At 41.4% G+C, this 14,528-nt stretch carries 13 protein-coding genes; 12 read left to right on the top strand and 1 reads right to left on the bottom strand.

The annotated features are described in order from the left end of the window. Nucleotides 1–20 precede the first annotated feature (20 nt). Complete coding sequence (locus RIL182_RS14810) at nt 21–566, top strand: ANTAR domain-containing response regulator (RefSeq protein WP_006856980.1); 546 nt, start codon at nt 21–23, stop codon at nt 564–566. 409 nt (nt 567–975) lie between these two features. On the opposite strand, the gene aroC is transcribed toward RIL182_RS14810, so the two are convergent. Then, entirely contained in the window at nt 976–2,079 is a 1,104-nt protein-coding gene (gene aroC, locus RIL182_RS14805; protein ID WP_006856981.1) for a chorismate synthase, read from the bottom strand. 142 nt (nt 2,080–2,221) lie between these two features. Here aroC and aroA point away from each other — a divergent pair, with 142 nt between their 5' ends. From aroA to ilvD, 11 genes are all read left to right on the top strand, one after another. Continuing rightward, nucleotides 2,222–3,550 carry a 3-phosphoshikimate 1-carboxyvinyltransferase gene (aroA, locus tag RIL182_RS14800; protein WP_006856982.1) on the top strand — a complete coding sequence of 443 codons (1,329 nt, stop codon included), beginning with the start codon at nt 2,222–2,224 and terminating at the stop codon, nt 3,548–3,550. 138 nt (nt 3,551–3,688) lie between these two features. After that, nucleotides 3,689–4,843, top strand: a complete 1,155-nt coding sequence (tgt, locus tag RIL182_RS14795; protein ID WP_006856983.1) for a tRNA guanosine(34) transglycosylase Tgt — start codon at nt 3,689–3,691, stop codon at nt 4,841–4,843. Between the two features lie 100 nt (nt 4,844–4,943). Continuing rightward, the gene (gene yajC / locus RIL182_RS14790) at nt 4,944–5,267 is read left to right on the top strand and encodes a preprotein translocase subunit YajC (RefSeq protein WP_015520178.1); all 324 of its coding nucleotides are present in this window, start codon (nt 4,944–4,946) and stop codon (nt 5,265–5,267) included. Between the two features lie 124 nt (nt 5,268–5,391). Then, complete coding sequence (locus tag RIL182_RS14785) at nt 5,392–6,300, top strand: hypothetical protein (protein ID WP_006856984.1); 909 nt, start codon at nt 5,392–5,394, stop codon at nt 6,298–6,300. A gap of 13 nt (nt 6,301–6,313) precedes the next feature. After that, entirely contained in the window at nt 6,314–7,261 is a 948-nt protein-coding gene (locus RIL182_RS14780; RefSeq protein ID WP_006856985.1) for a helix-turn-helix domain-containing protein, read from the top strand. Between the two features lie 308 nt (nt 7,262–7,569). Next, entirely contained in the window at nt 7,570–8,835 is a 1,266-nt protein-coding gene (locus RIL182_RS14775; RefSeq protein ID WP_242655555.1) for a radical SAM/SPASM domain-containing protein, read from the top strand. Nucleotides 8,836–8,860: 25 nt separating this feature from the next. Beyond that, nucleotides 8,861–9,007 (top strand): hypothetical protein, encoded by a 147-nt coding sequence (locus tag RIL182_RS14770; RefSeq protein ID WP_006857053.1) that lies wholly within the window; start codon nt 8,861–8,863, stop codon nt 9,005–9,007. Nucleotides 9,008–9,113: 106 nt separating this feature from the next. Beyond that, nucleotides 9,114–9,587: a hypothetical protein gene (locus RIL182_RS14765; protein ID WP_242655556.1), complete on the top strand. Its 474-nt coding sequence runs from the start codon at nt 9,114–9,116 to the stop codon at nt 9,585–9,587. Continuing rightward, a complete protein-coding gene (locus RIL182_RS14760; RefSeq protein ID WP_006856988.1) occupies nt 9,584–11,269 on the top strand; it encodes an ABC transporter ATP-binding protein in 1,686 nt (561 codons plus the stop codon). Before RIL182_RS14765 ends, RIL182_RS14760 begins: the two co-directional genes overlap by 4 nt. A 430-nt stretch (nt 11,270–11,699) precedes the next feature. Continuing rightward, nucleotides 11,700–12,800 (top strand): 3-isopropylmalate dehydrogenase, encoded by a 1,101-nt coding sequence (gene leuB, locus RIL182_RS14755; protein ID WP_015520185.1) that lies wholly within the window; start codon nt 11,700–11,702, stop codon nt 12,798–12,800. 32 nt (nt 12,801–12,832) lie between these two features. Beyond that, the gene (gene ilvD / locus RIL182_RS14750) at nt 12,833–14,509 is read left to right on the top strand and encodes a dihydroxy-acid dehydratase (protein ID WP_015520186.1); all 1,677 of its coding nucleotides are present in this window, start codon (nt 12,833–12,835) and stop codon (nt 14,507–14,509) included. Nucleotides 14,510–14,528: the final 19 nt, after the last annotated feature.

The raw sequence follows: 14,528 nt of genomic DNA, 5'->3' as shown, positions 1-14,528 counted from the left end.
AGGAATGAAGGGGAAAAGATTTGACAAACATTATCGTTGCATTTCCGAAACAGGATACTGCGCGTAATATCAAAAAGATCCTGATGCAGAACGGTCATCATGTGGATGCCGTCTGCACGACAGGCGCCCAGGCTTTACAGAATGCAAATGAACTGGACGGAGGGATCATGGTATGTGGTTACCGTTTTGTGGATATGATGTATACGGAATTACATGAATATCTCCCCCCTCAGTTTGAAATGCTGCTCGTGGCATCACCGGGAAACTGTGGTGAGCGTGATGTGGAAAATCTGGTCTGTTTATCGACACCGCTAAAGATCAATGAACTGCTCCAGACCGTTGAAATGATGGAATACACGATTACACGCAGACGGAAAAAGGCAAGACAAAAACCGAAGGAGCGGTCGGAGAAAGAGATGAATCTGATCAGTGAAGCAAAAGCACTCTTGATGGAACGTAACAACCTGACAGAGGAGGAAGCTCATCGCTATATGCAAAAGAGAAGTATGGATAACGGGACGGGACTGACAGAGACTGCCCAGATGATACTTAGTTTACTTACATAAGAATAACAAAAAATGCCGACCAGGAATGGACGGCATTTTATAATTCATAAGATTCATAGGATTCGGGTGTCAAAAGGTGGTTTTCAATTTTGGGTCTGTCAAATTGCACAAAACCGAACTTGTTTTGTTCCGTTGTCCGAAAATAAGAAAAACTAAGTATGCCTGAATCAGTTTTTCACAGAGTGACGTAAACGGCATTCAACGAGCCTTCCATGGCTCGCGAAGCCTTGTTCTGCCGTCCGTGGCAGAACATTACTGTAAATAGACAGGCATACTAAGATTTACTAATTTTCTACTAAAGTCACAAAAACAGTCCCGGATTTGTGCAGTTTGCCAGCAGCTAAGTTGTGAGCCACCTTTTGACACCCCGAATCTTCATAGGAAATTACGTCCTATGAATTATAAAGTATTAGTGTTGATAAAACATTTCAAGAGAATCCATCCTTGCGCTCATATTTGTAAAAAGGGCATCCACAAGAGTTACGGCAGCCATGGACTCCACAACGACCACGGCGCGTGGAACGATGATCGGATCATGGCGTCCTTTGATGCTCACATCAATTTCTTCCCCATCTTTATTGACAGTCTGCTGGGGGGCAGCGATGGATGGTGTAGGTTTGATCGCGGCGCGCAGGATAATGTCACTTCCGTCGCTCATTCCGCCTAAAATACCTCCGGCATGGTTGGTTGTTTTGACCGGCCTGCCGTCAGCACCGATGCGGAAGGCGTCGTTATTGTTTTTTCCGGTTGCTTTCGCAACGTCAAATCCGTCACCGATCTCAAAACCTTTTACTGCACCGATCGACATGACTGCTTTTGCGAGATTCGCATTTAATTTTTCAAAGACAGGATCGCCAAGTCCGGCGGGAACACCCTGGATGATACATTCCACAACACCACCGGAGGAATTCTGTTCGGCGATGCAGGCATTTAAATAATTTTCTGCGTTTTCCGCAGCGTCGGCATCCGGCATGTAGAGCGGATTTTCATTGATCTGTGCGGCATCAAAATTCTGTGATGAAATACTGATCGGCCCGATGGAACGGGTGTAAGTCAAAAATGTGATGCCGAGCTGGTTTAATATTTTGACAGCGATCGCACCGGCTGCAACACGTCCGATCGTCTCGCGCCCGGAGGAACGTCCGCCGCCGCGGTAATCGCGGAAACCGTATTTCTGGTCGAAAGTATAGTCCGCATGTCCCGGACGGTAATAGGACGCAATCTCACTGTAATCTTTGGATTTCTGGTTCTGATTGTACACGACAAGAGAGATCGGCGTACCGGTTGTTTTTCCCTCAAACACGCCGGATAAAATCTCGACTGCGTCATCTTCTTTCCGCGGGGTGGTAAACTTTGACTGACCCGGTTTCCTGCGGTTTAAAAATTTCTGGATGTCATTTTCATCAAGAGGCAGTCCGGCAGGACATCCATCCACCACAACGCCGAGTCCCTTCCCGTGGGATTCGCCCCATGTTGTAATTTTAAAAATTGTACCGAATGATGAACCAGCCATGAAATATTCCTCCTGAAAATGTGTATTATAAGATTATATATCTTAATCATTATAAAAGATTTCTCTTTTCGTGACAACAGGAATATGTTAAAATGGGAAAAGCGTTTAGAGGCAGGAAAACTGATAACAGGGATGAAAATATATGAAGGAACAATATGAGGTAAAAAGATTAGATAGACCGGTCGACTGGACGGTGGATGTGCCGGGATCTAAGAGCATGACAAACCGTGCACTTTTGATGGCAGCTTTATCGGATGGTGAAGTGAAGTTAGAAGGAGTGCTGTTTTCTGATGACTCAAGGCATTTTCTGGAGAGTCTGGTATCTTTGGGCTTTATGGTAGATATCAATGAGTCGGAAAAGGCGGTTACTGTTTTAGGTTGTGGTGGAAATATTCCCAAGAAACAGGCAGTGATCAATGTCGGAGGTGCCGGGACAGCCGCCCGTTTTCTGACGGCCATGCTTGGTTTTTCCGATGGGGAATATACGATCGAAGCTTCAGAGCAGATGAAAAAAAGACCGATGCAGGAGTTATTTTCACTGCTCACCAGAGTTGGTGCAAAGATTACTTATCTGGAAACAGAAGGACATCTGCCGGTGAAGATTTGTGGACGGAGAAATCCAAAAGCCGGCGCAGATCAGTCAAAGGCAGATGGAACCCCACTGCAGTTGTCACTTGACATCAGCAAGAGCACTCAGTTTTTAAGTGCACTTTTGCTTATCTCACCGATGATACCGCAGGGATTAGACATCCACATCACAAGTGAGAAAACAGACGGTTCCTATATCCGCATCACAAGAAAAATGTTAGCGGATGCGGGTGTGGAGGTAAAATATGGCGGAAAAAATTATCGGATTGATCCGAAAGCCGTCTATCAGAAAAAACATTATCAGATCGAACCGGATGTTTCGGCAGCGTGTTATTTTTATGCGGCAGCTGCAATCACAGGCGGCAGGGCACTTGTAAAACATGTGCACAAGGACAACAGCCAGGGCGATATGAAGTTTTTGGATGTGCTTGCACAGATGGGCTGTACCGTCACAGAAAAAGCAGACGGGATTGAAGTGACCGGACCCGCTGAAGATACACTAAAAGGAATTGAGATCGATATGAACGATTTTTCAGATCAGGCATTGACTCTTGCTGCAATGGCACCGTTCTGCAAATCCGATGTGCATATCACCCACATCGGACATATCCGTGGACAGGAATGCGACCGCCTCCATGCCATGTCAGAGGAACTGACCAAACGCGGAATCACATGTACCGAAGAACCGGATGCCATCACAATAAAACCAGGAATCCCGTCCGCTGGCATTGTGTCAACCTATGAAGACCACCGCGTTGCCATGTCATTTGCCCTCCTAGGTTTGAAAGTGGATGGAATCGTGATAGACAACCCATCCTGCTGCCGCAAAACCTTCGAGAACTATTTTGATTTATTGGATCAATTATCCGGTAAAGACAGATGATATTTTCATACATGTAAAAACAGCCAAAGCGAAACTCTCCAAAACAGTAAATTCGCATGGAAAGCTTTCCATGCGCTCACAGCTTTTACCAGAGTTTCGCTACACATTTCATATAAAGAAAAAAGGAGATTATAAACAATGTACGAACTACTAAAACAGGAAGGCCGCGCCAAACGCGGAATCCTGCACACCGTCCACGGTGATATACAGACCCCGGTATTCATGAACGTCGGCACCGTTGCGGCCATCAAAGGTGCCGTATCCACCGAGGACTTAGAGCAGATCAAATGCCAGGTAGAACTGTCAAATACCTACCATCTGCACGTCCGCACCGGGGATAAACTGATCCGCGAAGTCGGCGGACTCCATAAATTCATGTCCTGGAACCGTCCAATCCTCACGGATTCCGGCGGATTTCAGGTGTTCTCCCTTGCCGGACTGCGCAGGATCAAAGAGGAGGGCGTCTATTTCCATTCCCACATTGACGGTGCAAAGATTTTCATGGGACCGGAAGAAAGCATGCAGATCCAGTCGAACCTCGGTTCCACGATTGCAATGGCATTTGATGAATGTGCCCCGGCACTTGCAGACCGCAGCTATGTGGAGGCTTCCGTGGCACGGACAACCAGATGGTTAGAGCGATGCAAAACCAAAATGCAGCAGTTGAATGCCGAGGAGGGAACGGTCAACTGTCATCAGATGTTATTTGGAATCAATCAGGGCGCTATCTATTCGGATATCCGTATCGATCATGCAAAACGTATCGCTGAGCTGGATTTAGACGGATATGCAGTCGGCGGACTTGCAGTCGGTGAAACACATGAGGAGATGTACCATATTTTAGACGAGACAGTCCCTTATCTGCCGCTTCACAAACCGACCTATCTGATGGGCGTCGGTACTCCGGCAAATATCTTAGAAGGCGTAGAGCGCGGCGTTGATTTCTTTGACTGCGTATATCCGACCAGAAACGGACGTCACGGTCATGTATACACCAATCAGGGAAAGATCAATCTTTTTAATCAGAAATATGAAAAAGACATGCGCCCGATCGAGGAAGGCTGCGGCTGTCCGACCTGCCGCCGTTACAGCAGGGCATATGTGCGCCACCTGTTAAAAGCAAAAGAAATGCTTGGTATGAGACTCTGCGTGCTCCACAATCTGTATTTTTACAATACAATGATGGAAGAGATCCGCGATGCCATCGATGAAGGCAGATTCCATTCTTATAAGGAAGAAAAGCTGTACGGTATGGGACAGATCAACCGCGAGAAAGAAAAACAGAATGGCTAAAAATAAATTAATCATAAAATTTGGCAAAGTGCTTGTCTAAAAAGCCTATTTTGTGTATTATGTATTGTAATGTCTATTAAATTTAGGAGGAACTGAGAAGATGTCAATTTTAGCATCCACTTCATCCGCATCCACAGCAGCAGGCTGGGGCGGTATGATTATCTGGTTAGTAGTTTTATTTGGTTTCATGTACTTTTTCATGATCCGCCCGCAGCAGAAAGAAGCAAAGAAGAAAAATGCAATGCTGTCAGAACTTGCAGTCGGTGATACCGTACTGACAACAAGCGGATTTTACGGTACTGTGATCGATATCGCAGATGATACCGTGATCGTTGAGTTCGGCAACAACAAGAACTGCCGTATCCCGATGCAGAAAGCTGCAATCTCCGCAGTGGAGAAACCGGAAGAAGCAATGGAGAAATAAGTGTAGTACCAGAAAGCCTGTTATGTGTGGATGAGAAAACATAACAGGTTTTTCTTTATAGGAGTAGAATATTTATGGAATTTATATTCTGCTGCCTGACAGAAAAGTTTTAGAGGGGCAGAAGATGAAATTAAATACGGTAGGGATTGCATTGTCGTATTATCGGGAGAAGTATGGATTGTCCATGACACAGGTTTGTGAAGGAATTTGTTCACCAGCAACGATGTTCCGGATTGAAGAGGGATATCGTGAGGTGGATTCATTAGTCAGTGCGACATTGTTGTCAAGAATAGGAAAGCAGGTTCTTGAATTTGAATTGTTATTGAATGAGAAAGATTACAACTTGTTCCGGTTACGAAAAGATATCCATCGGAATTTAGAAGAGAAAAATCTGGATACAGCGGAGAAACTGTTACAGAGTTATCAAAGTGTAATGCCAAAAAAACAAGTGCTTCATGAACAATATTATCTCTGGGGAAAGGCAGAACTGTTACAGAAACGTGGTGCATCAAAAGAAGAAATCAAGGCTGTATTAGATGCGGCGGTCCTTTTGACAAAACCTTTTTTTGGAAAGAGGAAAAATACTTCTGATTTATACAGTGAAATGGAGATAAAACTTTTTTTGGGGCTGATTCAGTTTTCGGAAGATATTTCATGGAAAGAGGCAGAATTGAAAAGAATGCTGCTTTTTACAAGAAAGTATGATTCGAAAAAAATCAAGGAACAGGCTGAAATGTCCATTCTGAAAGAACTTGCCAGCATACAGGAAGAAAAAGGAGATGCACAAAAGGAACTGGAATACATTGAACAGGCGTTAACACTTGTAAAAGAAAGCAGAACGATGCGTGGACTGGCAGAATTGCATTTTAAGAAGGCAGGACTGTTAAAAGAGCTGATGCAGAGAAACAAGGACATGCAGCAGGAATATCAAAAACAATGTCAGGTGGAACTTACGATGGCTTATTATACGGCACTTGTCATGAACAATGTGGAACTGGTGCAAAAAATAAAAACGACGGGTGACAGAGTGTAGAAAGAGGTGCCATATGGGAAATTATAATGTTGGTGATATGATACGGCTTTCAAGAATTGCAAAGAAAATGACACAGGAAGAATTAAGTGAGGGTGTCTGTTCTGTAGAAACACTTTCCAGAATTGAAAACGGAAAACATAAAGTGAAAAGTGATACATATCGGCAACTTATGGAGAAAATGTACCAGATCACAGAAAAAAATTATGCTGTGTGCGTCAGCAGGGATATGGAACTGATAGAGGAGCGGGAATATTTTGAGGATGCTATGGCAAAGCATGATTTTGAAAAAGCAGACTTTTATATGGAACAGATGAAAAAACTTGTTGGAAAAGACGCATCTACACAAAGATATATCCGCCGGGAAAGTACTTTTTTGGATTATTATATGCAGCGCATTACAGCAGAACAGCTTGTGGAAGCATTAGAAGAGCTTGCAGAAGAAGTTGTACCACAGTATAAAAAATTTCTTGACAGTGATGTGATATATCCTTTCCGGGAACAGGAGATTACACTTTTAAAGCGGCTGGCTGTGGCATATGGCAGAATAGATGAGTATCCTAAAAGTATAAAAATCTGTGAAATGCTGCTGCGCAGCCTGCGGGAAGGATATATGGCAGAATGGGAGATCGAAGAACTTAGTATTGCTGCAAATCTTTCAAAGTATTATGGGGCAGTTGGCGAGTATTGTAAGTCGATGGAACTTTGTGAATATGTTTTGCCGAAAGCAAGGAAACATGCGTATGCATATGTCTTATATTTTATTTTGTTTGATATTGAGTGGAATAAAATAAAAATGATAGAAACCGGGGAACTAGATCAGGGGGAATTAGAGGGGTGTAAGGAGCATATAAAGGGAATTTATTATACGTGTAGGGCAAAAAATAATCAGATTGATATGAGGAATATCAAGAATTTTTATGAGGAATATTTTGGGGAAGCGATAGAGTTGTCCATATTGTAAACATCTATATAAGGTAAATCATCATTTATGGGCATAATGATTTGAGATGTATTTTTTCCCAGGGAAACATTTGTTTTTAATGTAAGTAAAAGTAACATTAAAAATGTTAATCTTGTTAATTTTTTCATATGTATTTGAACCTCGTTTCTATTAATTTAAAAAGATTATATTATAGATATTGCGGAAAGACCATGTCAAAACTGGAAAAACTTTTTTTCCAGTTTTGACATGGTCTTTTAGTGATTTAAAGATTAAAGTAAATGATGTCAACAGAAATAAAATATTACAGTAATGAAAGTGAAAAAAGTATGGATATAGAAACAATAAAAAAAGATTTTCTTTTTACCATAGATGAAGAATTTGGATGTGTTTATTACCTGCCACAGAAACGTCTGGCAAAAATAGACAGAAATACAGCAAAGAATTTAAAAGATTGTCAGGATGGAAAGACTGAATTGACAGATGCATATGAAAATCTGTTGGAAAAATTTAAGAAAAATCAAAGTGTGCATCAAAGTGTATCAGAAGATAATGTAAAGGTTATTCATAAGTTAGAAATTATGGTCTGCACTATTTGTAATCTGAATTGTGTTTATTGTTATGCCAATGGTGGCAATTATTACGGAGAAGAGCAAATGTTATCTTATGAAGTAGTGGATGCTTTAGTCAGATATTTGAAACAGGAACAAATTAAGGTTGAAATGGTACAATTTTTTGGTGGAGAGCCGGCATTGGGCTACAAAATGATTTCATATATCTGTAAAAAGTTTAAAGAAAATGATATATTGGTGCAAAACTATGGAATGGTTACAAACTTTACTTTTTTACCGGAAGAATTGTTAGATGATATTGTAAAATATGGAATCAACCTTACAGTTAGTATTGATGGTCCGAAAGAAATTACAAATGAGCAGAGAATAAGTCGAACTCAAAATATGGATGTGTATGATACGATTGTGAAAAATTTAAATCGCCTGAGGAAAAGAGGAAGAGATGTTAGTGCGATAGAATGTACATGTACAGATTTATACAAAAAACTGGGATATACAGAACAGACATTAAAAAAATTTTTTCATGAAGAATTATCAGTAGAGAACATTATGTTGGAAACTGCAAATGACATCTATGGATCAGACGAAAAATTGATAAATAATGAAATGTATTTTAAAGAAAATCTTTCTTTTATAGAAGAAATGCAGTTCTTACAGATGCTGTATGATGAAAAAAAACAGAATACAGTTTTTTGCAGAGCTGGTTTAAATAATTATGCAGTTTTCCCCAATGGAGATATCTATCCATGCCATATGTTTGTACTTTTAAAAGAAAAATATCGAATGGGGAATATTTTAGATGAGGCATGGGATAAAAGACAGCAGTTTTCAGAAGTTGTTTGTCAATTAAAAAAATTACAATCTGCCTATAGATGTAAGGAGTGTAATGGAAGGAATTTTTGCCATCAATGTGTAGCAGAGGTTGCTTTGAATAAAAATATAATAGATTGTAGTAAACGGGTGTCTTTTTATTCAGAGACTATCAATAATTATGTGAAAAATAAATGCATTAATATAAAATAAACTTAAGATGTAAAAGGAGAAAGATATGATGGAAGAAAGAAAACAGAATGAAAAATTGGTAAAAGTAGAAATGATTGAATTAACGGAAGAAGAAAAAGAATGTATGAAATTATTAGATGAAAAATTAGCAGGTGGAGCAGGAGCAATTTTATGGTGTGCTTGTGTAAATTAGTAAATTAAAAATGCATTTATTTTTAAGGGAAATACCTGTTTGTTACATGTATTTCCCTAAATGTAGTTGTAATACTAAAAATCAAATAGATAAAAATGAGGAGCATATGTATTATCTAATTAAATATGAAGAAAGTGTTGAGAACAGAGTAGCTATTGCGTTAACGGAAAATCCACAAAATGAGATAGCTGTCCTGGCACTTGCAGACTATGAGGACGAAACGATTAGTATAGACGAGATTTATTGTATATTGAGTGAGGGACAGACAGACCTGGCAGCAAAGATTAACATGGAAGATCAAATGAAACTGATAAAGTATTGTGAAAAGAATAACAAGATCCCCGTCGTTATTCATTCGCATTTGTATGCAGAGAAAGAAGTTTCATTTTCAACAATAGATTTAAATTTTGAACATGAATTTCATCATGTGCAGGAAATATTGAATTATTCTGTGAATAGTGTGTTTATAGTGTATGGGAAAACGCAGTCTTATGCCAGATTATGTTTGAAAAATAAATCTATGCCATTTTTGATGGAAGATCAGATAAATTGCATTACATACAGGGAGGGATCTATATGAAAAAGTACATAAAAAAGCATAAGGGAATAGCGGTTCTGTTTATGATAGCAGGTGTTTTAAATGCACTGATAGGCGTGTTTTCTTCTTATACAATGCAGTATGTGACGGAGATTGTCGCAAATGGGAAAAAAGACAGGATAAAAGAGATGTTTCTGATGGTGATAATTTTGGCAGTTGGGCTGGCATTGATTTATTTATTTTACATGTATGCAAAAAATAAATTTTCAATGAAAGTCATATGTGATATCCGCCAGGATTTATTCCAGAGTATATTAAACAGGGATATGACCGGGTATTACAAACAGAATACCAGTTACTATACATCTTTATATCACAATGATTTACAGGTGGTAGAAACGACATTGCTCGCATATTTTATATTGGTCGTCCAGCTGGAAGAAATTGTATTCTCACTTGCTTATGCATTTGTACAGAATGTGGTGCTTTGCATACTTTTAATTGTAGTTGGAATTGTGGGACTGGCAGTTCCTATCATGACACAGCAGATTCTGCAGAAATCCAATATTGAACAGATGGATGAGGCAGCGAAACATAATACACTGATCAATGATGATTTCAGGGGATTTGAAGTTATTAAAAATTATCAGATTGAAGAAAATGTGGTGGGGCAGTATGCACAGGAAAACATCAGATTTGGAAAGAAAAAATTTACCAGCCAGTTTGTGCAGGGTGTTGTTGGAGGAATCACGATGGACGTCCAGCTTACGCTGCAGTTATTAATTGTAATTATATCTGGTATCATGGTACTATATGGAAAAGTCAGTATATCATTTCTGACAGTAGCCATTGCTCTGAGCAGCAGTGTCATAGGTTCTATGTCCACGTTTATTGAGTCATTGATACAGATCAAATCAGGAACACCGATCTGTCAGAAAGTGATGGAAGAGATTGGGGAACAAAAGAAGGAAGAGACGGGGGATGGTATAAATTTCCAGAATCTGATTTCAATGGAGAATGTCAGCTTTTCTTATCCACAGGCGGAGCACATGACATTAAATAATATAAATATTACCTTTGAAAAAGGAAAACGGTATGCAGTGGTCGGGGGAAGTGGAAGCGGAAAGTCAACGCTGACGAAGCTGGTATTGGGGTATTACAATAATTATCAGGGACAGATACGATTTGATGATATGGATATGCATGCAATATCCGAAAAGTCTGTGATGGAGCAGGTAGCAGTCATTCCTCAAAATGTATATGTATTTGAAGATACTTTGCGAAATAATATCACATTGTTTGATCCGTATACAGAGGAAGAGGTAGATATGGCAGTAAAAAAGGCTGGTCTGGATGGAGTTGTACAAAGGCTGGAAATGGGGCTGGAAACCGTGTTGAAAGAGGGTGGATCAAATCTTTCCGGCGGGGAAAAGCAGAGAATCTCCATCGCAAGAGCTTTTTTACACCACAGGAAATTGTGGGTGCTTGATGAAGCAACCTCAAGTCTGGATAATAAAATGGCATACCAGGTGGAAAAAGCAGTGCTTGATATACCAGGCATTACCGTCATTATGATCACGCATCATTATAACAGAAGTAATCTGGAAAAATGCGATGCGATCGTGGTTTTAGAACAGGGAAATATTGTGGAACAGGGAACATTTGAAAAACTGATGGCGGCAGATGGAAAGTTTTGCCGGTTATATAAAATGGGAAATCAGTAAGTGGTCAGTTTTATGATTGAAATAAAGAATATATACCTAAAGAGTAGTGGCAGACAAAATAGCCATCAGAGGGGGATTTTGCCGTCTATAAAACTTGGCCACGCTTTATTTTTGATAATATAGTATACAACAAAGTAATGAAAAGAAAGCTCTTTCATAATACCCAGTTATAAATATTATAAAAAAGAAAAATAGAATCAGAGGTTGCAATGTTGCCAAAATTACATTATTATAGACATTATACATACTGTCTGTTAGTAATGTGATAAAGTGCTGGCACACAGCGGCCGCTGATTTTCTTTTTATTCATAACAAAGCAGGAGGTTCGCAGAGTATGCATTCTATGGTGCAGAAAAGCAGGATACTTTCTGGCAGGCGAAAAAAATCAGTTACACATATCTGACAGGGGAAAAGAAAGAGGGATTAGAGCATGGAATGTAAGATTGGCGTGATTTCCGGTGACGGAATCGGACCGGAGATCGTGGCAGAGGCAAAAAAAGTATTAGACAAGATCGGAACAAAGTATGGTCACAGTTTTTTGTATGAAGCGATTTTGATGGGCGGATGTTCGATTGATGCGACAGGCGTGCCGTTAACAGATGAGGCGATCGCAGCAGCAAAAGCGTCCGATGCAGTGCTTATGGGTTCCATCGGCGGTAATACAGCGACCTCTCCGTGGTATAAATTAGCACCGGAATTAAGACCGGAGGCAGGATTATTAAAGTTGAGAAAGTCTTTGAATTTATTTGCAAATTTAAGACCGGCATATTTATATGAAGAATTAAAAGAGGCATGTCCGCTCCGCGATGATATTATTGGGGATGGATTTGATATGATGATCATGCGTGAGCTGACCGGAGGATTATACTTCGGTGCGCGAAAAACCGAGGAAGTTGACGGTGTGATGACTGCGACAGATACCCTGACATACAGCGAGACAGAGATCCGCAGGATCGCAAAGAGAGGATTTGACATTGCCATGAAACGCCGCAAAAAAGTGACGAGCGTGGACAAGGCAAACGTGCTGGATTCCTCAAGACTTTGGCGGAAAGTGGTCGAGGAAGTGGCAAAGGATTACCCGGAAGTTACCTACGAGCACATGTTAGTTGACAACTGTGCAATGCAGTTAGTCAAAGATCCGAAACAGTTTGATGTTATTTTAACGGAAAATATGTTTGGTGATATCTTATCCGATGAGGCGAGCATGGTGACAGGTTCCATCGGAATGTTGTCAAGCGCCAGCTTAAACGACACGAAGTTCGGTCTCTATGAGCCGAGCGGCGGTTCAGCACCGGATATCGCAGGAAAAGGTATCGCAAACCCGATCGCGACGATCTTAAGCGCAGCAATGATGCTCCGCTATACCTTTGACCTTGACAAAGAGGCAGATGCCATCGAGGCAGCCGTAAAACAGGTGTTGAAAGACGGTTACCGCACCATCGACATCATGCCGCAGGAAGAAGATAAACGAAACGCAGTGACACAGGTCGGCACCGCACAGATGGGAGATCTGATCTGCGAACGAATTTAATATAGATATTAGAATGGGAGATTTGATTTAACATGAAAAGCGATAATGTAAAAAAAGGGATGCAGCAGGCACCTCACAGAAGTCTTTTTAATGCATTAGGCTTCACGGAAGAAGAAATGAATAAACCGATGGTCGGTATCGTAAGCTCCTACAATGAGATCGTACCGGGTCATATGAATCTTGATAAAATCGTAAATGCAGTAAAATTAGGTGTGGCAGAAGCAGGCGGTGTACCGGTGGTATTTCCGGCGATCGCAGTCTGTGACGGAATCGCGATGGGACACATCGGAATGAAATATTCCCTTGTTACAAGAGATCTGATCGCGGATTCCACCGAGTGTATGGCACTCGCACATCAGTTTGATGCACTTGTCATGGTGCCAAACTGTGATAAGAATGTACCGGGGCTTTTAATGGCAGCAGCACGTATCAATGTACCGACTGTATTTGTATCCGGCGGACCGATGCTTGCCGGACACGTTCAGGGCAAAAAGAGAAGTTTATCCTCCATGTTTGAGGCAGTCGGCTCCTATGCAGCAGGAACCATGACCGAGGATGATGTGAGAGAATATGAGGAAAAAGTATGTCCGACCTGCGGTTCCTGCTCCGGTATGTACACCGCAAACTCCATGAACTGTCTGACAGAGGCACTCGGTATGGGACTTCGCGGAAACGGAACGATCCCGGCAGTTTATTCAGAGAGAATCAAACTTGCAAAACATGCAGGTATGGCAGTTATGGATATGTACCGCAAAAATATCCGTCCAAGAGATATCATGACAAAAGATGCCATCTTAAACGCATTGACTGTAGATATGGCACTGGGCTGTTCCACAAACAGTATGTTACATCTTCCGGCAATCGCACATGAGATCGGATTTGATTTTGATATCGCATTTGCAAACCCGATCAGTGAGAAGACCCCGAATCTCTGCCATCTTGCACCGGCAGGTCCTACTTATATGGAGGACTTAAATGAGGCGGGCGGTGTCTATGCTGTGATGAAAGAACTTGCGGACATCGGATTATTAAATACGGACTGCATGACCGTGACAGGAAAGACCGTCGGAGAAAATATCGCAAATGCGGTAAACAAGAATCCGGAAGTGATCCGACCGGTTGACAATCCATACAGTAAGACGGGTGGTCTTGCCGTATTAAAAGGAAATCTTGCGCCGGACGGAAGTGTTGTCAAACGTTCCGCTGTCTGTGACGAGATGATGGTTCATGAGGGACCGGCGAGAGTCTTTGACTGTGAGGAAGATGCGATCGCAGCGATCAAAGGCGGCAAGATCGTTGCCGGTGATGTGGTTGTCATCCGTTACGAGGGACCAAAAGGCGGACCTGGTATGCGTGAAATGTTAAATCCTACTTCTGCAATCGCAGGTATGGGACTTGGTTCATCGGTAGCACTGATCACGGACGGACGTTTTTCCGGCGCGAGCCGTGGGGCTTCCATCGGACATGTTTCACCGGAGGCAGCAGTCGGCGGACCAATCGCACTTGTGGAAGAGGGCGATATCATCCGTATCAATATTCCGGAGATGAAATTAGAGATTGCAGTTTCAGACGAAGAAATGGCAGCAAGAAAAGCAAAATGGCAGCCGAGAGAGCCAAAGGTAACGACAGGTTATCTGAAACGCTATGCATCGTTAGTAACTTCCGGCAACAGAGGTGCTATTTTAGCATTGCCGGAAGAACAGAAATAAAAAAGAAATACAAAAGTTG

The sequence above is a fragment of the Roseburia intestinalis L1-82 genome, from assembly GCF_900537995.1.
Taxonomy (GTDB): Bacteria; Bacillota; Clostridia; order Lachnospirales; family Lachnospiraceae; genus Roseburia; species Roseburia intestinalis.
The sequence above is the reverse complement of the archived record's forward strand: the minus strand, read 5'-3'. Positions and strand labels throughout refer to the sequence as shown.